Origin of the sequence: Paenibacillus sp. CFBP 13594 (genome assembly GCF_014842675.1) — a bacterium.
In the GTDB taxonomy this organism is placed as follows: Bacteria; Bacillota; Bacilli; order Paenibacillales; family Paenibacillaceae; genus Paenibacillus; species Paenibacillus amylolyticus_B.
This window is the reverse complement of the sequence record NZ_JACYVQ010000001.1, coordinates 1322731-1345992: the sequence shown is the minus strand read 5'-3', so window position 1 is coordinate 1345992 and position 23262 is coordinate 1322731. Positions and strand designations below refer to the sequence as shown.

Genomic DNA, 23262 nt, shown 5'->3' with positions numbered 1-23262 from the left:
AAGTTGTTATTGGGAGTTATGAGAATGATCATTCCCATAACAACTCGAAAATAAATAAATTCTCAATGAGAGGGAGTAATAATAAATGAATATTTCTAAACAAGTTGCTATTGTAAGTGGGGCTAATCGAGGGTTGGGCAAGGAACTTGCTCTTGAATTGCTGGCGCGGGGAACAAAAGTTTACGCTGGCGCAAGAAATCCTGAATCCATTGATCTGCCGGGGGCTATTCCACTGCAACTCGATATTACTGATCCACAATCTGTCATGGCTGCAGCTGAGGTAGCTAGTGATGTAACCCTTCTAATCAATAATGCTGGTTCCGCTACAGGTGCTTCTCTGCTCACAGGTGAGCTGAACGATATTCACTTGGAGTTCAATACACATGTATTCGGTACGCTTTCAATGATTCGTGCGTTTGCACCGGTGATAGAGAAGAATGGAGGCGGTTCGATACTGAATATCCTGTCTGCTCTATCTTGGCTCAGCCTTGGTAACTCAGGTGCATATTCAGCTGCAAAATCCGCTCAGTGGGGAATTACGAATGCATTACGTCTGGAATTAGCCCCTAAGAACGTTAGTGTTGCCGGATTGCACGTGGCGTTCATGGATACGGATATGACGGCAGGTATCGATGCACCAAAAACGAGTCCAACGGATATTGCCAAAATTGCAATAGATTCCATCGAAGCGGATCTCTACGAGATTATTGCTGATGATACCAGCCGGAATGTACAACAGGGTCTTGCTGGTGGTGTTGCTGCCCTTTACCCGCAATTGTTTCAAAAATAAAGAGGTGTAGATGCATTTTCACGCTATAAATAAAGCAACCCCCACCAGATAGGTGGGGGTTGAGTACGTCATGAATTCTCCAATTCCATTCCTTCAAGAACGGTGAGAATATGAGGTTTAACCTTTAACTGCACCGGCAGTAAGGCCGCTGACAATATATTTTTGCCCGAATAGATACAGGATGAATACAGGCAGGGAAGTTAGCACGAGATTGGCGAAGATCAGGTTCCAGTCCCGGCTATATTTGCCGTAGAAATTGTAGATCGACAGTGGCATCGTCCAGGTGGAACTGTCTGTCAGGAAGTACACCGGAATCGTGATGTCATTCCATACGGACATGAACACCATGATGGCTACCGTTGCGTTAACGGGCAGGATGAGCGGCGTGACGATGCGGAAGAACACCCCGAACACACTTGCTCCTTCCAGAAATGCCACTTCGTCCAGCGCTCGTGGAATGGTTTTGATAAATCCACTATACAAGAAGACACTGAAGGCTGTATTTAACGCGGCGTAGATCAGGATAACACTTGTGATGCTGCCGTAGAATCCCAATCCCTGTACAACACGAATGGTCGTAATAATCGACATGGGTGCAATCAGTCCCATGAAGAAATACATGTAGATCGTGCCGGATAGTTTGGTTTCCCGACGTGCCAGAATGAATGCCGCTGCCGAAGAGGCAACGATATTAATAATGGAAGATACGCCAGTAATCAAAATGCTGTTGAAGAACGCTCGCGACAGACCGCCTTCCTGGAAGACACGAACATAGTTCGAGAACTGCCATGTTTCCGGAAAACTCAGGGAGAAGCTAAGTACTTCGGCGCTGGTTTTGAATGAACCAAAGATCAGAATGACAAGCGGCAACAGAACGATAAGAGAGGCCAGAATCAGGAAACCTTCCACGATATAGTTGCGGATGGCGAGTTTGCGTGTATAGCCCATGTTATTCCGTAACCTCCTTACGCCGCATGAAGATCAATAGCGGTATAGCGATAATGGTAACGACCACGAACAGTAGAGTGTTGACCGCGGTACCAAGTCCCCAGTTGCCTTCGCCGAAAGATCGCAGAATGATCGTACCTACGACCTGTGAAGCGTTACCCGGGCCACCACCGGTCATGACATATACTTCGGAGAATACTTTGAGTCCACCGATCAAGGTCAACATCAAGTTAATGTTAATCGCGGGCAGCAAGAGTGGTAGTGTGATTTTGAAAAAACTTCTCCACGAGCTTGCGCCATCAATCTTGGCGGCCTCGTAATACTCTTGAGAAATGGACTGCAGGCCCGCCAGATAGATGGCCATCTGGAACCCTGCACTCTGCCAGATCGAGACGATGGCAATCGTCCAGATCACAATTGATGGGTTGGTCAGCCAAGCTTGGCTTAACGAATGTAACCCTACAGATTCCAATAGATTGTTAATCGTACCTTCGGTACGCAACATGGGAGTGAACAGAATGCTGATCACAAGAATGCTGAGTATGGAAGGAGAGTAGAAGATGGCACGTAGCAGGTTCTTCGTTCTTAATCGCATGTTAAGTCCTACAGCCAGCAATAGACCGATAACGTTTTTGCCCACGACAGTGACGATTGCAAATATCGCCGTGTTTTTCAGCGCCAGAATAAGCGTTTTGTCCGAGAAAATTTTCTGGAAATTATCCCACCCGATGAACTTCAGCTCCAGCCGATCCAGCCGCCAATCCGTGAATGAGTAATAGAAAGCGGCGAGAGCAGGCACAACGAAAAAGATGGAGTAGATGATCAGTGCGGGAAATATCATGTAATACGAATACAAATTTTTAGTCCTTTTCATGTCTCACACTCCGTTATAGCTAGGCAGCATAACGGTCGATCCTGTTATGCTGCCTTATATTTCACTCTTTAGAAACCTTCTACACCTTTATCCTGCATCAGCTGACTGAACTTCTCATCCCAGGATTTCAGTACTTCTTCCGGTGACAATCCGCCTGCAAACTGATCCTGCAATAATCGGTACAGTTCGCTGCGATCAACCAGCATGTATGCGTCCGTTGTCAGCACGGTTTTCTTCGGCGTAATATAATTGTCTACAATATCCTGTTTGTAAGCTGGCAGTTCCGGTGTCGTAACGTCACTGAAATTGGATACGTATCCTTTGGAATCCACGATCTGTTGTGCGACATCTTTGGAAGCGATATAGTCCAGGAACTGCTTCGCCTCATCCAAATGTTTGGATTTCTTCGGAATGAACAGTTGTCCTCCGAGTGGACTTGCACCGAGACTGGCATTATCCGACGATGGAATCGGGAATACGCCCAGTTCCATATTTGGATCTTGCTCGGCCACGCCTTCGATTAACCAATCGCCCATAAACATCATGGCTACTTCCTTGTTCAGGAATTTACCTACAGCCATGTCATAACTGTCGCTAAGCACATCCGTGTTGGTGTAACCTTTGGTGTAAATTTCATATTGTTGTTCCAGGAAAGTTTTGAATTCCGGGATATCAGACCATTTTTTCTTATTGCTGTTCAACTCATCAAAAAAAGTCGGTTCATTTTTGGCTACAAAATCGGCAAAAGCTGCTGCAGGCCAGATGTTGGCAGCCCAGGCATCTTTGTAAGGCATGAATACAGGTGTAATGCCACTTGCTTTGATTTTTTCACAGATCGCCAGGAATTCTTCGTAGTTCGTTGGAATTGACAACCCGAGTTCTTCAAAGATTTGTTTGTTATAAACGACCCCTTGCATCCCTGTATCTTGGCTGACATGGAAGCTGTAGAGATGGCCACCTGAAGAGAGGACGTCTTTGTTCACAATTCTGCTCGCCCAAGGCTCGTTGTCCAGAATCTCGAAGTTACGTTCAAGGTTCAGGTCCGTGACTGCGCTCGCCAGATTGTACTGAATAATGTCAGGCGTCTCATCTACAGCCAGTTTGGTTTGCAGTACAGTTGTTGTTTGTTCCGCTGGAATCAGCTGCAAATTGACGCGAATGTTCGTTTGTTTTTCGAATGCATCGAGAATGTCCTGCTGGATGAAGGCAGAGTCCTGAGAACTTTTAGAGATTGCCAGCTCCAATGTGACTTTGCCACTCTTGCTGTCCCCGCCAGCAGCAGTCCCGGAATCCGTACCTCCTGATCCACAAGCCGTTAACGAGACCGATAATAAACTGGCCAGAATAATGGAAAACGCCTTTTTTCTTTTTATTGTTTTCAATGCAAATCCCCCTCTAAAACGTGTAGTGAATCCGTTTACAAGTCCGATTATAGATTCTTTTCTCGCCCCGGTACATGTCTGTGCTTGAACGTTGATGTGTAAAATCCTGAACTTGAAATCGCTATCATTTCATGAAATACCGTGATAGAGTAGACATGAATATAAGGGATTTCACATCATGTCAGAACAGGAGGGCATCTCTGAGAATGGCAAAGCTCATACATAAAGCAACTCAATTCAGTTTGCAGACAAAGGTGTTTTTGACATTTCTGGCTCTGCTTTTGTTTGTGCTGGGCTGTTTTATCGTTTATGTGAATGTGATTGTTGTCCGCCCACTCAAACTGAAAACAGAGCAGGATACGCTCGTTACAGCTACGAAGGTAAGAGAGCAAGTTGATCTCTACGTAGAACAACAGAACCAGATGTCGCAGCGAATATTATCCAGCAAAAATATATTTGCAGCCATGGACAAGAGCTCCTCTGCGCATAGTAATTATGAAAGGCTGAAACAGATTCGGATCATCAAAGACATTATGTTTCAGGCTATCGGGCCGAGTATGAATATCAAAGACATGTCCATCTACGACAAACACGGTGTTCTCCTGACAACATATCTGGGTTCGGGCAATCCTCCCGCAATACTGAACACCATGATGGAGAGTAGTCAGGTCGGACGAGATTGGACGGAAAGTGGTTTTGTTCTGCTGCGTCAAGACGATACGATCTCCTTTGTGCGCACGATCAATGATCAGAACGGCAAGGTGTACGGTTATCTTAGCATCCAGATGGAACAGGCCTACATACAAAATCTGACGGAGGGCATTACCGCTGGCGATGTCTATATTCTGAATGAACAAGGGGAGCAGATGACCGGCTCGGAAACGGGTGTGACATTTGCCAATTGGACAAAGCCTTCATCAGACGAGGGACTGGATGTGGACAAAAACGACAATTATATCACGCATTCCACATCACCCAGTACAGGCTGGATCACGTATATCATAACGCCCAAAAAATCTGTTCTGGGTTCGATCCATTCGGTTCAGACGATGTCCATTCTGCTGATTACAGCACTGATGCTGGTTTCGTTTGTGTATATCTTCCTGTCGACACGTAACCTGCTGCTGCCTATCCGCAAGCTACGTGGTCAGATCTGGCGCATGAACTACAGCAATATGAATCTGAAAGTGGATGAAACGCCGAAGAATAACGATCTCTCATTGTTGAATGAAGCCTTTCAGGATCTGATGGAGAGGCTGCAGCAATCGATTGACCGGGAAAAGTCGGCGCTTCATGAAGAAGTAAAGGCACGTAATTCGGCGCTGCAAGCCCAGATTGCACCTCATTTTATTCATAATGTCTTATACCTGATCAGTATTGCCGCCCAAGAGGGGAAGACCAAAGTTGTATCGGATATGTGCAAACATCTTTCGGACAGTCTGCGTTATATTGTCTCTTCACCATACGCGCATGTAACTTTGGCTGAGGAGCTTCAACATACGAGACATTATCTGTCCCTTGTACAACAAAAGTACGAAGAGGATCTGGAGTGGGACATCAGTGCTGACGAGCTGGCGAACGATATCAGGTTGCCGCGGTTGGTCATTCAGCCGTTTGTGGAAAACTGCATTGAACATGCCTTTGCCAACACTACGCCGCCTTGGCGTATCCAGATTACCGTGAAGCAATATAACGGATTATGGGCTTTGGAGATCAAAGATAACGGAGAGGGCTTTCCACCGGATAAGATCCAGGAGATTTTAGCCAATATTCAGGCATCGGGTTCTGGAATGAACCAGACTGCCAATCGTGGAACAGCCCTTGGTAACATGGGGATTATCAACAGTGTCAATCGACTCAAACTAATGTATAACAACCGGCTCTTTATTAATATATTTAACAATCATGCGGAAGAGCAACATGGAGCAACGATTCAAATCATCGGCTCACTGACGAAGGATTTTTACTAGCAAGGAGGTATAGGCGATGTATAACGCGATGATCGTTGAGGATAGCAAACCGATATTACGTAATATTAAAATGCTCTTGGAGACGCTGAGCTTCCCAATTCGTGTAACGGCTACGGCAACGAATGGAGAGGAAGCCTTGGCAGCGATAAAGCAGTCACCGATTGATCTGCTGTTGACAGATATACGAATGCCGAAAATGGATGGGCTGTCCCTGATTGAGCAAGCCAAGCTTGCCAACCCGGATCTGAAGGTTATCTTGATTAGCGGTTATAGCGATTTTGAATACACAAGAAAAGCATTGAACCTGCAAGTGTTTGACTATTTGTTAAAACCTGTCGAGCGAGAGGCGCTTGAAGAAGTCATGGGTCGGGTAATTGATCAACTTGATCAACAGATGTCCAAGGAACTGCTGGATTTGCAGGAAATCATTCATCCCCAAGGTGAGACTACGCCCAAACAAGGGGAGGAGTTTCCGCCTTTATTCAGCCAGATGATGATTATTATGAGCAAACAGCCTTTTACCGCAGGGCATGAACGATGGGTGCAGGTGGAACTTGAGGGCATAGTGCAGGATTTTTTTGCATTCCATCCTTGTCGTGTTTACACTAGTCAAACCCCATATCAATTTATCGCTTTTGTCAATAAGAGTGCACTTGAGGTGTACTCTTCCGTACATGAGTGTCTTGAATCGATGCGACGGCATTTGGTTGCGCATGACATCGATGCGATCATTGGAGGACAACTTCTATTCGCTGAGTCTGGTAATCTGCCGGAGCTCTATCACCGCATGTCGTCCATTTTGTCTGAGCAGCAACGGTTGAAACAAGGAATAGTGCTGGATACCGGTAATCCGGTGTCGATGGCCAGATCTGAGACAGGCTGTCTGGATCCGGTGCAGGAATCTGCTTTTGTACAGATGATACAGGCTCGGCAGAAAGAACGGTTTGCTCTTAAGTTATCCGAATTGCTGAATCGATGGGCAGAGGATAATGTACATATGACCGAGGTGGATCGGTTTATTGGTTTGGTCGTAGACACGTTTGCTCATCTGTACGAGGAACAGGGGTCGGGCATGAGATTGGGTCTGGAGCTTCGGTCAAGACAATTCGCCCAGGCACAGTCCTATGCCGATTTTTGCAGGGAACTGGCGGAATGGACGGGACAGTGCTTCGATATGCTGCAATCCCACGTTCGAAAAAGCAAGGCGATCCTGTTCGAACAGATTGACGATTACGTAAAACTAAATAAATACTCTCAATTATCTATCAACGACATTGCCATGAAGTTTCATATTAGCCCGTCGTACGTCAGCAGAGTGATCAAAAATGCAACACAAATTACGTTTGTTCAGTATTACACCCGGCTTCGCATTCAGGAGGCAGTCAGACTGATGGAAAGTCAACCCGACATGAAGTTTAAGGAAGTATCCGATTTGTTGTCATTTAGCGATCAGCACTATTTCTCGAAGGTGTTCAAAGAGTATACGGGGCTAAGTCCTACCGATTATAAACAACAGATGTCTGGTATAAAGACCCAATCATAGTTAACAAACCCTTTTTACTTATGCTATAATACTAACAAATACGGCTTGTTACTGAATTCATTCAGGCAATACCTATGTATATACATGCTCAAAGTTTCTTTGGGTGTGCATATATATGGGTTTTTTTGCGTTTACTTGCCGATTGATTCTACCAAAAATGGATAAAGAGAGGAAGATTCACTTTGGAAAAGAAAAAGAAAAAAAGGTCATTTTATAAGAAAGGAGGAGCTGGTTTACGATTAATGAGTACTAGACTCATTGCAGCTTTCCTTGCGGTGCTTATTGTCCCAACTGCACTTATTGGTTATTTCTCGTATCATAGTGCCAAAGATCAGGTGCAACAAAAAATGACAGATCCCATCAATACAATTTTAACGATGACAGGACAGCATATTAACAATCTGGTAGGGGAAAAAGCAGAAATGTTGAGTTACATAGACAGCATGTATGGCTCCGATCCCAGTCAGGCGAACAACGAAGTAATACAAGTAGGAATCGACCAGTTAGCTGATACATACCCTGATATTATTGCCATAACCGTAGGCAACGACCAAGGCAGTGTTATATCTTCTCCAGCAATTGAGGATGCAACATATGATCCACGCAGCACAGAATGGTACACCAATGGTATAAGTAACAATGGATCACTCTATTTTTCGAGTATTATGAAAGATTCGGTATCCGGGAAGATTTATGTAGAGATTTCAAAAGCTCTGTCAAATGAACAAGGTGTAGCAAGTATTAAACTTGATCTGGAGCGATTAGCAAATGAAATATCGATTGTGGATGTCGGAGGTAATGGGAGTCTGATTGTGGTGGACTCCAATCGAACCATCGTGGCTTGGTCCGGTGCCATTGTAAACGGTGGGGGAGGAGAGCTTGGCGGAGCACTCATCGAGGGAATTCCAGTCCATCCAAATACGGCTTCAAGTTCCGATGAACCGATGGCATTTTCCCAATTTGTCAGAACGGATCTGGCGTATGATCTGGAGGTATATAACGGTGTTAATGCTTTGACGGGTTGGAATGTCATTGCTTTAATGGGCCATGAAGACTTTATCGCCGCAGCGAAGCCCATCATGGTATCGAGTTTAACCGTCATTGCGATATCTGTATTGATTGCTGGTGTAATTATTTTTTTCATCCTGAGATCTTTTATCGTACCTATGCAAAAACTGCGAAAGGCCACTCGCAGCGTAAGCGAAGGGAATCTGTCTGAACGGGTTAATCTTAAAACTGAAAATGAATTTGGCATATTGGCCAATGATTTTGACCAGATGACCATTTCACTTCAATCGGTGGTTGCCGAACTTCATCAGACGTCATCGTTGTTAAGTCACTCTTCCCAGATGATTCAGGAGAGTACAGAACAAACGACTCAATCGGTACAACATGTGGCTGTAACCATGCAACAGACTGCGGAGTCAGCTATCGTTGGAGCGGAAAATTCGGAACAGACAGCAAATGCAGTCGAAGAGATGGCGAGAGGCATCAGTACAATTGCAGAATCTGCGAGTGCGATTGTAGATTCGGCTGAAGAGACGGAGCGCGCTGTTGCTAATGGTGGCAAAACCATTAACCAGGTCGGAGAACAAATGGAACATATTCTCGGAGCTGTTGAAGAAACCTCGGCATTGATTAATGAGCTGTCCAGTCTGTCTGCCGAAGCCAATCGAATGAATGAAGCGATCGCGGATATCTCTCGGCAAACCAATCTTCTATCACTGAATGCCTCTATTGAAGCATCAAGAGCAGGAGAGCATGGAAAAGGTTTTGCTGTCGTTGCAGGCGAGGTACGAACGTTATCGATGCAATCCAAACAAAGTGCGGACGAGATTGGCGCTACCATTGGTAAAATGCTTGATCTGATTGCCAAATCCACGTCTCTTATGAATGATAAAGTTCGTAATCAAGTTGGTGAAGGAATCCGGATCAGCCAAGAAGCTTCAGCAACCATATCGAATATTGAACAGTATACAACACATATCGTGGATCAAATTCAGGATATTTCCACTGTCTCCGAACAGTTGTCAGCCAGTACGGAAGAAGTCTCGGCTACAGTTGCCACGATGAGTCACATCTCTAAAGTGTCGGCTGACAGTGCTCAGACAACTTCAGCAGCAGCCCAAGAGCAAATGGCGGCAATGCAGGAAATATCCGCATCATCTGCACAGCTATCCAAAACAGCTGAGAACATGCAAGAATTGGTTCGCCGGTTTAAGCTCTAGAGTAGAAGTAAGTAAATGTGTAAGGAAATATGTAAAGAGATATGTAAAGCACCAGGCGCTCCCCAAATGGAGCGCCTTTTTGCATTTAGAGAGATTAGTAAGAATGTGATCACTTGAGCACTCCTCCTCCTCATATCCTTTCCAACATTCCGGATGAAACGGGTTCGTAGATGATGGAGGTAGGATAATGCAATAATTCAGTGAATTTATATATGAAGAGATCTGATAAAATGAATGAAAAGCTGGGAGGGAAAGCCATGAAAAAGCCCATGATCGGTGTACTGCCTTTGTATGATACGGACAAAAAAAGTTACTGGATGCTTCCAGATTATATGAACGCCATAGAAGGAGCAGGTGGGATTCCAATTATGCTGCCTTTGACAACGGATACCGAGATCATAGCAACGTTGGCTAATCAGTTCGATGGGTTGGTTCCTGTTCACCGGGGGACATGATCTCAATCCTGAGCTGTATCATGAGCATGCTGAGGTTACCTGTGGAGAGTTGTGTATTGAACGCGATATGATGGAGTCGATATTATTACAAAAGGTAATTGAGCTAGATAAGCCTGCGTTTGGCATATGCCGTGGACTACAGCTATTTAACGTTATGTTGGGTGGAACGTTATATCAAGACATTCCGACTAACCTTCAACTTCATGGGAACAAGATCGTTAATCATAAGCAAAGTCCGCCGTATACAGATCTTGTACATGATGTACATATCGAGGAAAATAATATCCTATACGATATTTTGCAAACCGATACGATAAAAGTGAACAGCTACCACCATCAGGGACTCAAGATGTTATCGGATAAGTTAACTGCCGTGGCAGTCGCTGAAGATGGACTCGTTGAATCCGTGGTCATGCCAAACCGTTCATTTGTTTTGGCTGTGCAGTGGCATCCAGAGTACAGCTATAAAGTAGATGACTACAGTCAGAAGTTATTTGCGGCGTTTGTTCATGCTGCTAAATCCCCACGCTATACTATCCATATTGAAGACATCATCGCATAAAATGTGAAAAAGAAAAAAGACCTCCTGTTTATAAAAACAGAGGAGGTCTTAGTATTGGTGAATATAGTCGTAATAGTAATCCTGGTATTACCCTTCTATTGGCAGGATTATTTTAATCCAGACTTCGTGTTCGCATGCTCTTCAGCATTCAGGGAAGCAATCAGCTTCTCGCCTTCAACATCCAGATTTGGCAGAATGCGATCCAGCCATTTCGGAAGTGCCCAAGCTTTATCTCCGAAAATAGCCATGATGGCTGGAACCAAGCCCATACGGATGATGAAAGCATCAATCAGAATGCCTACCGCCAAGGTGAAACCAATCTGCTTGATCATGACATCATCAGTGAATATAAATCCTGCAAATACAGAGACCATGATCACTGCTGCGGCAACAACCACACGACTGACCTGATTGTACCCATGAACGACGGATTCGGTCCCGCGATGACCGTGGACATATGATTCCCGCATAGAGCTAACAAGGAAGACTTGATAGTCCATCGCGAGGCCATACAAAATACCTGTCACGATGATCGGCATAAAGCTCAGCAACGGGCCGCCAGTATCGAAACCAAAGAGCGAATGCAGCCAACCCCATTGGAATACAGCAGTCGTAATCCCGAATGTGGCCAGGATACTAAGCAGGAAGCCAATTGTAGCTTTGATAGGAACGATGATCGAACGGAATACAAGTAACAGGATGATCAGCGATAGCAGGATTATAATGCCTACATAAATAGGGAATACCTGCGCCAATTTGGCAGACATATCAATGTTAACAGCCGTAAGACCAGTAACCCCAAGCTTCACATCATAGGTCTGTGCGATACTCGAATCAGCCGAGCGCAGATCACTGACCATTGTTTTAGTGAGCGTATCGTTAGGACCTGTTTTTGGAATGAGACTAAAGATAGCCAAATCTTCTGTCATACCAAGCGGTGTAACCTGTGCTACGTTATTCTGATCTTGCAGCTCCATCATCAGACCACCCAAGAGTTCCGGCGTGACTTTTGCAGAAGATTGATTAGGCTCTGCGACCAGAATAAGTGGTCCGTTGAATCCTTCTCCGAAGCCTTCCGAGATAGCATCATAGCTCTGTCTTGCGTCCGTATCGAGATTCGCTGAGGAAGCGCCAGGGATACCCATTTCCATTTTGGTGATAGGTGTCGCGGCAAAACCAAGAATAACGATAATCGCGATAATGATAGCCCAACGATTCTTGATAATGAATTTCACCCATCTATCCGCAACTCCGTGACTAGCGGCTTTAGGATGTTTCTTGCTTTTCTCACGAGCTTTGGCGGAACAGATGCGTTCTCCTACCAATCCCAGCAAAGCCGGCAACAGGGTTAAAGCAACGAATACGTTGATGAGCACGGTGGCAGCTGCGACCAAAGCCATCGTAGACAAGAATGTGAGACCGATGACAAGCATACCGCACAGTGCAATAATGACGGTTAACCCGGCAAAAAATACTGCGCTGCCCGATGTACCAATGGCTCTGGCTGTTGCTTCTTTTGCGCTCAAGCCTTGATCAATGATCATTCGACGTTGACGATTAACAATGAAGAGAGCGTAATCGATTCCAACAGCCAATCCAACCATGAGAGCCAGGACGGAAGTGACACTTGGCATTTCGATGAATTTGGAGATTGAGAATGCTCCACCTACTCCGATCGCAACACCCAGTAATGCAGTGATCAGAGGCAGACCTGCTGCAACGACGGAGCCGAGGGTGATCAACAATACGATTACAGCAATGACCAGTCCAACAATCTCTGCGGAGCCGACCCCAATCGATACCGCTTTGAGCGTTTCGCCTGGCAAGACCGTAATGTTGGTTCCTTTCTCTACCGTCATAACGGATTGAATAACGGAATCAAATATATCCTGCGTGATGGCAGACTGCTCGATTGTAAATTGGAACTGGAACAGTGCAATACTACCGTCTGAAGAGATCAGCATACCAGGTACAGGAACACCATCCACCATCAAAGGTCCATAGGGAGGAGGCGTGGTTGTTGCGGATTGAGCTGCACCCGCAGACTGAGCATTCTGAGCAATCTCTGCAGAAGCCCCTGAATTACTCGCTTCAGCTGCATAATCGGCAGGGTTAAGGACTTTGTCTAATGCGTAAACTTCATTAACACCTTTCATCATGGCAGCCAAACGTTCAGGCGTATCCAAACGCTCGTTGTCCGGTGCCTTGAATACAACACTTCCTTGACCGCCGGAGGCGGCTGGCAATTCTTTTGCTAATTGATCCAGAACCTTCTGCGACTCTGTGCCTTCAATCTTCATTTCAGAACTGATGTGAATACCATTGATGCTGATCATGGAGATGACAATTCCCAGAATTAAAACCCAGCCAATGATGAAGGTTGCAGGTTTGCTAAAAGCGGTTTTCCCCACTCTGTATAATAATGTAGACATTTCTCTATTTTACACTCCCTCTATGATGAATGTGGATGGTTGGCATGTTCGAATCCCGCCCGCAAATGACTAAACGTCGTTTCCAAAAATTGATCGAATGTTAAAGCACCGGGCTTGGTATCCTCAGTAATGACTTGTCCGGGTAGTAACACATTAAGTCTTCCATCAATTAATGGCAGTATTGTTCCATATAGTGCGTTGATCAAAAGATAAGTATAGATCTCGTCATACTTCCCGTTAGATAAGTCTAATAAGGTATCTTGTGCCTGCGTCTGCATCCGGTGCATGGCTCCAAGGTAATGCGGTTCAAGTACGGGATAAGTCTGGGATAGTGAGAGCAACTGATGAAGTCTTCCAATTAGTTCTGTTGTAAGCTGCATCTTGATCAGGTTATACAGTACGTCAAGCAAGGAGACGTTGTCGGGCATTTTGGTAAGTAACTCTTCGAGTTCCGTTGTATTCTGAACGGATATTGCGCCTCTTGCTACAGCTTCTTCTTTACATGTGAAGTAGTTAGCAAATGTTCTACGTGAACAACCCACCTGATGCACAATATCTTCGACCGTAAAGCCATCAAGCCCATGTTCAAGGGTAAGTTCAAATGCAGCACTAGCAAGTGCTTTTTCAGTTGCTTCTTTCTTCAAATGTCGCAAGTTTCGTTTGATCATTATTCTCCGCTTATGCGTTCACCTCCAATACCAATGACTATGGTTTGTTTTTTTTAAGAAGAGCACACTTACTGAATATGCACTTTGTGAGGTTTATCATAACAACAAGTTGCTCATTGTGCAAATTTACCCATTGTGCAAATATTTTATATGACGGCTATACTATGAACCAATGCTTCAACTCCTGAGGAATGAATGTTAAAATCAGATAAAAACCTGGGGCGATGATGGAAAATGAGTAGTCGTAAACAAAGTTTATTGGAAACAGCACTTGCACTATTTTTAGAGCATAGCTATGCAAATACAACAATCCAGATGATCCTGGATCAATCAGGTGTATCCAAAGGTACATTCTACAAATTCTTCAGTTCGAAAGAAGACTGTTTATATTCGATTATTGATCAGCGTATGCAGGAGGATGTTTTCATTCGCAAGGAACTTGAACAAAATCATTATACTTCGGATTATGCTCTGCTTGTTGATCAGATTGCCATTCCCATGTCTGGACCTGACAAAGAGCGAGTGTGGGAATTGTATTGGACTGGTTTTTACGCCGGAGAGATCAACTCAGCTAAACTGGCTAAAGTGCATCTAAACTGGCTGTCTACACGCTTGATTCAGGTGTATGGAAAAGACATCAGCTTATACGCCAACGAAGGTGCAATATTGTGCTATGGCATACTACATCAGATTGCCAACACCTCAAGAAGTCTAAATACTCAAAAACCGGTTTGGAGCGAAGTTGTTCCAAAAGTATTAACGTACATCGAAGTGATATTAAGAACAATGCACCAAAGAAATGAACATATTTTTGACGTTCAGTCTCTTTATTTTCTGAATGCCGATGAGCGTAACCATGATCATGGTCTCGATATCGACAAGCTGTTGGAGGAATTGGATGAGTTCAACAAGATTGTTCAAAAATCCAAGGAATCTACATCATTAAAGCAACTTTCCAAGGGACTTTTGGCGTTATTACAGGATAAAGAGGATTTAAATATTCCTGTAATCGAAGTTGTCCTTCAAGCATTTCACAAAGAGTACAAATCAAGTGCATTTCACTCCGAAGCCAATAGACTAACCGAAGCCTGCTGGTGGTATTTGGAACTTGTGAAGCACCATAATTAATTTGGAGGTTGGCCCCAAAGCCAACCTCTTTTTTTGTTTTTTTTATGCTTGAAGTTATTATTAATATACTATTAGTACATTAATTAATTGTTGTTATAACAGTTGAATGTTGCAGTTTAAACTACGGAATTTGAAATTAAATATACGAGTAGTATATAATCGAAATGAACATATATTTCCATAGATTTCAATAACTTCACTAAGAAAGGAAGATTTCAATGAATAATAACCAAACATCGGAAAAATCAGAATTCAATTTGTTTAGTGAAGAAAATGTTAAAGATCAATTTGCCATGTTTAAACAGATGCGATCCAGAGGCTCCGTTGTTCCTGTTCCCAATCCAATGGGTGGAGCAGAGCAAACCTGGATTATAACTCGGATGGACGTTGCCATGGAAGTGTTGAAAGACCACTCTCGATTTACGGTAGATATGAACTCTATCGATAATGGCAATGATATTCGAAAGAATCTCTCAGACGATCTTGGTTCATCGGAACCCCAGACTTTTTTTACCGGAAAGTCGATGCTCTTTGTTGATGAACCGGATCACCGAAGACTGCGTAGCCTGGTGTCCAAAGCATTCACTCCAAGATATATGGAAAGCCTGCGTCCGCGTGTCCAGGAAATTGCCGATGAATTAATTGATCAATTTGAAGGAAAAGGAGAGATGGATCTTGTAAAAGACTATGCCTACCCTTTCCCAATTAACGTCATATCCGAAATGCTCGGTGTACCTCAGGAAGACCGACCTCAGATCCATGTATGGTCTGAAGCCATTGCGAAAGGTCTCGGTTTCGGTAAACAAGATCCTGAAGTAGCGCAGCATTTGCGATCATTCGCAGAATACACGGCTCAGCTTGTGGCGAACAAACGAGTGGAACCTTCCGATGACCTCATCAGTCAATTAATTGTGATCGAGGAGGAGGGGGATCGACTGAATGAAGATGAATTAATATCCATGATCACGTTATTAATATTTGCTGGACATGAGACAACGTCGAATCTGATTGCGACCGGCTCTTATCTACTTCTGACACATCCCGAACAACTGGAACAACTTAAACAAGATTTGAATCTGGTTCCTTCTGCGGTGGAGGAGTTGTTACGATATAACGGCCCCGCGACTTCGTCAGGTCCTCGATATGCAACGCAGGACACGGAGCTGGATGGACAACGGATTAAAAAAGGAGATGTTGTGATTCCTCTTTTGAAATCAGCGAATCGGGACGAGTTACAGTTTAACCAACCTGAAGAACTGGATCTTGAGCGCAAAATAAAACGGCATTTGGCCTTTGGCCATGGTATTCATATGTGTCTTGGTGCTCCACTTGCCCGTGTGGAGGGAGACGTAGCGTTTACTACGCTATTAAGTCGACTTCCTGGTCTTCAGCTTCGTGTTCCTCCGGAAGAGATTCATTGGCACTACTCACTATTATCTGAGGGATTGGCATCATTACCAGTAAAATTTTAATAGATAAATTTAGTGTGTCTCACTGGAGTATGACGAATTGTCGTCATACTCTTTATTTATAATGATGATAGAACGGTATGAACAAGAAGCATTCCAATGGAGTGAACATGCTAATGCAAAAACATAAAATTGAGTACATAAATTTTGTTGTGGAGGTAAACTTTATGAATAAAGATGAACTATTCATGCATAAAGCCATTGAGATTGCTTTGCAAGCTCGCAAAGAAGGAAACGAACCATTCGGCCCATGATCAGTTAGCGGAAATTGCTGGCAGCAACATCATGATCGCGTGTGAAGAAGTGTTTGAGAAAAGTCCTCAAAAGCCTGAAGTAGTGGGGGAATTACTGAGCGCAGAAGGCTTGAAAGTATTCGAAGGATATCAATTTCTTTCTTAGTCCTCGTTCGGACAAAAAAATAATTTTTAATTATTGCTTGATTTTTTTTTCAACGTCTGATAGTGTAAGACCTGTGATTTTGGGAAGTTAATTTATCAATATGAATTAGAGCTTTCCAGCAGATAATTTTGACCACTTCACCAGGAAGTTAAGGCCATACGGACAGCCGGGTCAAACGCCGATTGGCAACTTACGTTGCTTTATTGATTGAGTTCAAAGCTCAAATTTTATAAGTTGGTTACTTTACAACCAGTGCAATTGCACATCAACTTGTGAAACGGTCAATAAGAGTGGTAAAGGCGAATTATTTGCTATATAGACTCTGATCCAATATTGATATACATGAAGGAGCTTTCCGCCAAAGGAGTTCTTGTGAACTTTTTTGGTCATGGAGACTTCACGTCTTTTTTATGATGTATATCGATAAGCAAGTGTGATGGTGCGCGATTGCGGGCATTTTTCACCTTGCTTTTTTTGTTGTCTTGTTGTCGTTACTGTATCAAACAAATTAAACCAATTAAAAAAAATACATATTGGGATAGGAGAATGTAAAATGGGAAAAGCACTAATCATCGGCGCCGGCGGCGTTGCTTCCGTGGCAGTACACAAATGCGTTCAAAACAGTGAAGTTTTTGAGGAAATCTGCATCGCGAGTCGTACAAAATCCAAATGTGATGAACTCAAAGCCAAGCTGGACGGCGGAAAAACAAAAATTACAACAGCACAAGTAGATGCTGACAATGTTGACGAACTGATCGCTCTGATCAACGAAGTTAAACCGGATATCGTTATGAACCTTGCTTTGCCGTATCAAGATCTGACAATCATGGATGCTTGCCTTGCAACTAAAACAAATTACATGGACACAGCGAACTATGAGCCACATGATACAGCGAAGTTCGAATACAGCTGGCAATGGGATTACAAAGAGCGTTTTGAACAAGCAGGCATCACTGCATTGCTCGGTAGTGGATTTGATCCAGGCGTGACAGGCGTATTCTCCGCTTATGCCCTGAAGCACTACTTCGACGAAATTGAGTACATCGACATTCTGGACTGCAATGGCGGCGACCACGGCTATCCGTTCGCAACCAACTTCAACCCTGAGATCAACATTCGCGAAGTATCTGCCAACGGTAGATACTGGGAAAATGGTGAATGGATCGAAACGAAGCCGATGGAAATCAAACGTGTCTACGACTTCAAAGAAGTTGGCGAGAAAGACATGTACCTGTTGTACCATGAGGAATTGGAATCTTTGGCAAAAAACATGCCAGGTCTGAAACGTATCCGTTTCTTCATGACATTTGGTCAAAGCTACCTGACTCACTTGAAAGCTCTTGAAAATGTAGGCATGACTTCAATCGAGCCTATTGAATATGAAGGTAAACAAATTATTCCACTGCAGTTCCTGAAAGCAGTACTGCCTGATCCAGCATCCCTTGGACCACGTACTGTAGGTAAAACAAATATCGGTTGTATTTTCAAAGGTAAAAAAGATGGTCAAGACAAAACATATTATGTTTACAATATCTGTGATCACCAAGAGTGTTACAAAGAAGTGGGTTCCCAAGCGATCTCTTACACAACAGGCGTTCCAGCTATGATTGGTGCAGCAATGGTCATGACAGGCAAATGGAACAAACCAGGCGTATACAATGTAGAAGAGTTCAACCCGGATCCATTCATGGAAGAGTTGAACAAATGGGGCCTCCCATGGGTAGAAGACTTCAACCCGGTACTCGTTGATGAGCTGCCAGAAGAAGTTAAAGAATCGGAGCTAGTTCGTTAAAATGCGGTTCGAGCAATTACCGACACCATGTTTTGTTGTTGACGAGGCGCTTATCGAGAGAAACCTGAAAATCCTGAACGGTGTTATGCAACGTACAGGTGCCAAAATCGTGCTCGCTCAAAAAGCATTTTCCATGACTGCGATGTACCCGCTGATTGGAGAATACCTGAGCGGAGCTACGGCGAGTGGTTTGTATGAAGCACGCCTGGGCCACGAGGAAATGGGCAAAGAGAATCATGTCTTTGCTCCGGCATACCGCGCAGAAGAGATCGACGAGATTCTCTCCATCTGCGACCACATTATTTTCAATTCTTTTTCACAGCTTGCAAAATTTAAGGATAAGGCGCTTCAGGCTGGCCGTAAGGTCGGCTTGCGCGTCAATCCAGAATGCTCTACCCAAGAAGGACACGAGATCTACGATCCGTGTTCTCCGGGTTCGCGTTTTGGCGCGAAACAAGAAGATTTCCAAGCAGATCTGTTGGAAGGTGTCTCCGGACTACACTTCCACACACTGTGTCAGCAAAATTCAGATGATCTGGAGACTACGCTGAACGCAGTTGTTGAGAAGTTCGGACAATGGCTGCCACAAATGGAATGGATCAACTTCGGTGGTGGACACCATATCACACGTGAAGATTATGATATTCCAAGACTGGAAGCATGCATCAAGCGTATGCAGAACGATTATGGCCTGGAAGTATATCTGGAGCCGGGAGAAGCTGTTGCGCTGAACGCGGGTTATCTGGTGACCTCTGTGCTGGACTTCCATAAAAACGGTATGGACATCGCTATTCTGGATACTTCAGCTACGTGTCATATGCCGGATGTGCTGGAAATGCCATATCGCCCGCCGCTGATCGGTTCGGGAGAAGTGGGTGAGAAGGCTCATCTGTATCGCCTAGGTGGACAAACCTGTCTGTCTGGTGACGTGATTGGGGATTATTCATTCGATCAGCCTTTGCAAGAAGGCGACCGTCTGGTATTCGAAGACATGGCGATTTACTCCATGGTGAAAACCAACACGTTCAACGGCATGCCGCTTCCAGCGATTGCTGTTAAAAGAAAAGACGGCGATTGCGAAGTTGTCCGCGAATTCGGATATCAGGATTTCAAAATGAGGCTGGCATAATTACTTCATTATATAGTAAGCATTGAATATAAATACAAAGAAGGGAACCTGGAGACAGGTTCCCTTTTTAACGTTAACTAATGTTTAACGTCTTGAAGCGTATGAAAAGATCGGTTCTCTTAGTTCAAAGTCATACGTCAACCCGTCCACAATGCCGACTACACTTTCACTGTCATACAACTCCAGCAAAAATCCAGCCATTTGTTCCGCCGTATGGAACTTGGGAACTCTGCCTTCATACTCAAACTCGTCTACATTAAAGGAATGTTTCGCAAACTCGGTCTCGGTTGCAGCCGGAGCGAGAACTTTGGCTTGCATTGCTGCGTTCTTGCCCTTTAACTCTTGCGCAAGCCCTTCCGTAAAGGCACTTACATAGAACTTAGTTGCGCAGTAGGTTACTGCATCGGCTACAATCGTATATCCTCCACCAGAGGAAATATTAATGATCTGTGTGCCATCAACGTTTGCATAATCACGTACATACAGGGAAGAAAGAATCGTAAGAGCTTCTATATTAAGATGAAGCATCTGCTCAATCTTGGGCAGGTGTTGTTCGCCAACGGAAGCAAAATTCCCGAATCCTGCATTGTTAATCCACGTCTCAATGGAGTAAGCCTGAAGACTCTCATAGAATTCATGCACATTAGCGGCAATGGACAGATCCACTGTACGAATGACAATATCCAGATCAGGATTGATTTCAGCTACTTTTGCTTTTAATTTGTCCAATTCATCGGTTCTGCGTGCTGCCAGGATTATATTTTTGCCACGAGCTGCAAAAGCTAAAGCCGCTTCATATCCAATGCCTGAACTGGCACCGGTAATCACTGTGTATTTCATGGGAATTCCTCCTGGATCTGATTTCATTATTTATTGTGATGTGACCACGAGTTGATTATACTGATTAGAGCTTACTCTAAGTCAAGCGGGAAAATGGAGGGGAGGTTAACCATGCATACCATTGGTGAAGTGGCAGAATTACTCCATATCAGTGCACATACGTTGCGTTATTATGAGAAGGAACAGATTGTAACTCCTCTCCGAGATGCGAGTGGAGACAGGCGGTACAACGAGTCACACCTGAAATGGCTACAATTTGTAATTAAATTAAAAGAGACTCAGATGCCCATTGCTACCATTAAGAAGTATGCGTCCTTGTTTCAGGAAGGGGAGCATACGGCGGCGGATCGTTTGAAGCTACTGGAGGAGCATAAAGAGTCGATTCAAAAACAGATGCACATCCTTAACACAGCAGATGAGATGCTTGAGCATAAAATTTCGACGTATCGAACGCTCATCGGACAATGAACTAACACACACAAATGACGATCTATTGCCAAAACAGTGATTTTTATTATAGACTGTTTTTTATCGGTTGTTCATCAAGGGGGAAATGCAATGCATCAAATCAGGAAACAAAAGTCAAATAAGTTAAAGATTCTCTCCAAAGTATTATTGATTATCATTGGGGGATTTATAACGGCATATGGTCTCGAAGCCATATTGATCCCGAATAATGTCTCAGATGGTGGTGTCACAGGTCTGAGTATCGTAGGATCACAACTGTTCGGATTACCACTGGGGATACTCATCGGGATTATTAACATTCCATTTGTGTGGCTAGGGTACAAGCAAATCGGAAAAAGCTTTGCGTTATATTCGATCATCGGTATTGCTTCACTCGCAATCAGCACCAGTCTGATGCACCATGTACCAACCATCATTGAAGGTGATACCTTGCTTGTTACGGTTGTCGGCGGGATTATTATCGGTTTTGGTATGGGACTTGCATTACGTAATGGTGGCGCATTGGATGGCATAGATATGCTGGCTGTACTCCTTTCGCGAAAAGTCCCTTTTGGAACCAGTGATCTCATTCTGTTCCTCAACATGTTTGTATTTATTGTCGTTTCTACCGTGTTTGGTCTGCAAGGTGCGATCTTGTCAGGACTTGCGTATTTCATTGCTTCTAAAGTAATACATATTGTTGAAGAGGGCTTGAGCGGCTCCAAAACGTTTAAAATTATTACGAATCAACCTGAGATTATGGTTGAAACCATTCGGGACCGCTTAGGCCGTGGAGCAACATATACCGAGGCTTACGGTGGCTATTCTAATGAGCAATTCAAAGAAATTACTTGTGTCATTAACCGGATGGAAGAGAGTAAAATTAAAGATATCATTCACGAAATTGACCCAACTGCTTTTGTAGTCGTATATGATGTAGCAGAAGTCAGAGGCGGCAATTTCAAAAAGAAAGATATACACTAACATACAAAAACGCGCTGACAGGAGAAATACTCTTGCCAGCGCGTTTTTGTTTTACCATATGTGTATAAAAAAAATCAAGCTTCAGTAAAAACTGTACTGAAGCTACTGTCAACACCTTCAATATATAATGGAACAGCATATACCTTTTCAATTCCAGATAAGTCATGGTTTAAATTCATATCCTCTATAAGTAGAATGAACTTGCCATCAACCCGACCTTTCCCAAGCATAATCTGATGAAAAGTGATAGCCTCATCCACATGAATCACAGAGCCAGAAGAGATCATATCCATTCCAACTGCTCTCAATGAATCAAAAACCATCAAGTAACTTGCAGCATCTGCTGCAAACCCTGGGTTATGATCACTATAACGAACAGGGTCAGATGACCGAAACTTTCCAAAACCTGTACGTATGAGCAGAAGATCAGAGCCAGCGATCTGGTGTTCATACGGCTCCAGGTCAGCTTTTGTAATAAGTTCATCGTCACCTTTGGGAATATCGAGGATTGTTGGATGAGTAAAGATAAAGTAGTCTATGGGAATCTCGCTTATTTTTAGACCTTGCGGATTGAAATGCCAAGGCCCGTCAATATGAGTTCCATTATGGTTGAGAGATGTGATAATAAATTGGTTATACAGATCTCCTTGATCTATGCTGGACTGCTGCTGAATCTCAACAGGAGGATTATCTTTATAAACGGGAGTATTTACACTAAGAGGGTAGGACAAGAGGATCCGCTTCATCTGTTGTTCTCTCCTTTATGTCACACAGGTTCTATATCATGATTGGTGAATGTATGGACTCATATTATGAAAGGAATCGGTATTTCATGCATAAGCACAGCTCTATTATGGAAAACTTCTGTAGTGTGATTAAAAAGCATGATTCTATGGGAGGTTAGCATAGTGACAAAACAGGACCCGCAAGAGCTTTTGAAGCAAAAACATGAACTGGATGAACAAAAAAGACAGTTCACTAATTTTTCCCGAAATATTTCAGGTCATGGTGAGGTTGAAGCTGGTCAAGAGTTCAGTGTTGACCGAGTGCCAGATGACCAAAATCGTATGAAATCGGTTGAGAACAGACGCGGCGAAGTCTAAAACGTTACAACATAAGCTGATCCTTTATTGGATCGGCTTATTCGTGCGAAGCATTTTATTGAAGAGAAAGATATATGTTGTGGTTGAGAATGATTATCGATAGAATGTAGAAAAGTGAA

General features: G+C 43.8%; 21 protein-coding genes. 14 read left to right on the top strand and 7 right to left on the bottom strand.

The window, feature by feature from the left end; translation table 11 throughout:
• The first annotated feature begins 85 nt into the window (after positions 1–85).
• Positions 86–790 (top strand): SDR family oxidoreductase, encoded by a 705-nt coding sequence (locus IFU39_RS05980; RefSeq protein WP_036616036.1) that lies wholly within the window; start codon positions 86–88, stop codon positions 788–790.
• A gap of 117 nt (positions 791–907) precedes the next feature.
• Here IFU39_RS05980 and IFU39_RS05975 read toward each other — a convergent pair whose 3' ends face one another.
• The 3 genes from IFU39_RS05975 to IFU39_RS05965 form a co-directional block, all read right to left on the bottom strand.
• Entirely contained in the window at positions 908–1738 is an 831-nt protein-coding gene (locus IFU39_RS05975; protein WP_017688542.1) for a carbohydrate ABC transporter permease, read from the bottom strand.
• Position 1739: 1 nt separating this feature from the next.
• Entirely contained in the window at positions 1740–2612 is an 873-nt protein-coding gene (locus IFU39_RS05970) for a carbohydrate ABC transporter permease (RefSeq protein WP_036670879.1), read from the bottom strand.
• Positions 2613–2680: 68 nt separating this feature from the next.
• Positions 2681–3994, bottom strand: coding sequence for an ABC transporter substrate-binding protein (locus IFU39_RS05965; protein WP_091016368.1), 1314 nt, complete (start codon positions 3992–3994; stop codon positions 2681–2683).
• 206 nt (positions 3995–4200) lie between these two features.
• On the opposite strand from IFU39_RS05965, the gene IFU39_RS05960 reads away from it, so the two are divergent.
• The 5 genes from IFU39_RS05960 to IFU39_RS05945 all read left to right on the top strand — a co-directional run bounded on the left by IFU39_RS05960 (position 4201) and on the right by IFU39_RS05945 (position 10752).
• On the top strand, positions 4201–5964 hold the full coding sequence (locus tag IFU39_RS05960; protein WP_091016366.1) for a sensor histidine kinase: 1764 nt from the start codon (positions 4201–4203) through the stop codon (positions 5962–5964).
• A gap of 16 nt (positions 5965–5980) precedes the next feature.
• Positions 5981–7507 (top strand): response regulator, encoded by a 1527-nt coding sequence (locus tag IFU39_RS05955; protein ID WP_105598682.1) that lies wholly within the window; start codon positions 5981–5983, stop codon positions 7505–7507.
• Between the two features lie 242 nt (positions 7508–7749).
• On the top strand, positions 7750–9735 hold the full coding sequence (locus IFU39_RS05950) for a methyl-accepting chemotaxis protein (protein ID WP_192131659.1): 1986 nt from the start codon (positions 7750–7752) through the stop codon (positions 9733–9735).
• A 257-nt stretch (positions 9736–9992) separates the two neighbouring features.
• Positions 9993–10190 carry a gamma-glutamyl-gamma-aminobutyrate hydrolase family protein gene (locus IFU39_RS32815; RefSeq protein ID WP_244660879.1) on the top strand — a complete coding sequence of 66 codons (198 nt, stop codon included), beginning with the start codon at positions 9993–9995 and terminating at the stop codon, positions 10188–10190.
• The gene (locus IFU39_RS05945) at positions 10159–10752 is read left to right on the top strand and encodes a gamma-glutamyl-gamma-aminobutyrate hydrolase family protein (protein ID WP_244660878.1); all 594 of its coding nucleotides are present in this window, start codon (positions 10159–10161) and stop codon (positions 10750–10752) included. Before IFU39_RS32815 ends, IFU39_RS05945 begins: the two co-directional genes overlap by 32 nt.
• Positions 10753–10859: 107 nt before the next feature.
• Here the strand turns inward: IFU39_RS05945 and IFU39_RS05940 are convergent, their stop codons facing one another.
• Together IFU39_RS05940 and IFU39_RS05935 are read right to left on the bottom strand one after the other, a co-directional pair.
• Positions 10860–13184, bottom strand: a complete 2325-nt coding sequence (locus IFU39_RS05940) for an MMPL family transporter (RefSeq protein WP_149846659.1) — start codon at positions 13182–13184, stop codon at positions 10860–10862.
• Positions 13185–13204: 20 nt separating this feature from the next.
• Positions 13205–13852: a TetR/AcrR family transcriptional regulator gene (locus tag IFU39_RS05935; protein WP_091016359.1), complete on the bottom strand. Its 648-nt coding sequence runs from the start codon at positions 13850–13852 to the stop codon at positions 13205–13207.
• Positions 13853–14086: 234 nt separating this feature from the next.
• On the opposite strand from IFU39_RS05935, the gene IFU39_RS05930 reads away from it, so the two are divergent.
• The 5 genes from IFU39_RS05930 (at position 14087) to nspC (ending at position 19769) form a co-directional block, all read left to right on the top strand.
• Positions 14087–14980, top strand: coding sequence for a TetR/AcrR family transcriptional regulator (locus IFU39_RS05930; RefSeq protein ID WP_091016357.1), 894 nt, complete (start codon positions 14087–14089; stop codon positions 14978–14980).
• Between the two features lie 218 nt (positions 14981–15198).
• Positions 15199–16452: a cytochrome P450 family protein gene (locus tag IFU39_RS05925; protein WP_197997667.1), complete on the top strand. Its 1254-nt coding sequence runs from the start codon at positions 15199–15201 to the stop codon at positions 16450–16452.
• A gap of 113 nt (positions 16453–16565) precedes the next feature.
• Positions 16566–16703, top strand: a complete 138-nt coding sequence (locus tag IFU39_RS32810; protein ID WP_223199950.1) for a hypothetical protein — start codon at positions 16566–16568, stop codon at positions 16701–16703.
• A gap of 698 nt (positions 16704–17401) precedes the next feature.
• Positions 17402–18640 carry a saccharopine dehydrogenase family protein gene (locus IFU39_RS05915; RefSeq protein ID WP_017688530.1) on the top strand — a complete coding sequence of 413 codons (1239 nt, stop codon included), beginning with the start codon at positions 17402–17404 and terminating at the stop codon, positions 18638–18640.
• 1 nt (position 18641) lies between these two features.
• A complete protein-coding gene (nspC, locus tag IFU39_RS05910; RefSeq protein ID WP_133384741.1) occupies positions 18642–19769 on the top strand; it encodes a carboxynorspermidine decarboxylase in 1128 nt (375 codons plus the stop codon).
• Between the two features lie 84 nt (positions 19770–19853).
• On the opposite strand, the gene IFU39_RS05905 is transcribed toward nspC, so the two are convergent.
• Positions 19854–20609: an SDR family NAD(P)-dependent oxidoreductase gene (locus tag IFU39_RS05905; RefSeq protein ID WP_149846660.1), complete on the bottom strand. Its 756-nt coding sequence runs from the start codon at positions 20607–20609 to the stop codon at positions 19854–19856.
• A gap of 111 nt (positions 20610–20720) precedes the next feature.
• Between IFU39_RS05905 and IFU39_RS05900 the strand changes: the two genes are divergently transcribed.
• Both IFU39_RS05900 and IFU39_RS05895 read left to right on the top strand, forming a co-directional pair.
• Positions 20721–21077 (top strand): MerR family transcriptional regulator, encoded by a 357-nt coding sequence (locus IFU39_RS05900; RefSeq protein ID WP_149846661.1) that lies wholly within the window; start codon positions 20721–20723, stop codon positions 21075–21077.
• 90 nt (positions 21078–21167) lie between these two features.
• Complete coding sequence (locus tag IFU39_RS05895) at positions 21168–22040, top strand: YitT family protein (RefSeq protein ID WP_149846662.1); 873 nt, start codon at positions 21168–21170, stop codon at positions 22038–22040.
• 74 nt (positions 22041–22114) lie between these two features.
• Here IFU39_RS05895 and IFU39_RS05890 read toward each other — a convergent pair whose 3' ends face one another.
• Positions 22115–22786, bottom strand: coding sequence for a cyclase family protein (locus IFU39_RS05890; protein ID WP_149846663.1), 672 nt, complete (start codon positions 22784–22786; stop codon positions 22115–22117).
• Positions 22787–22948: 162 nt separating this feature from the next.
• On the opposite strand from IFU39_RS05890, the gene IFU39_RS05885 reads away from it, so the two are divergent.
• The gene (locus IFU39_RS05885; protein WP_017688524.1) at positions 22949–23143 is read left to right on the top strand and encodes a hypothetical protein; all 195 of its coding nucleotides are present in this window, start codon (positions 22949–22951) and stop codon (positions 23141–23143) included.
• Positions 23144–23262: the final 119 nt, after the last annotated feature.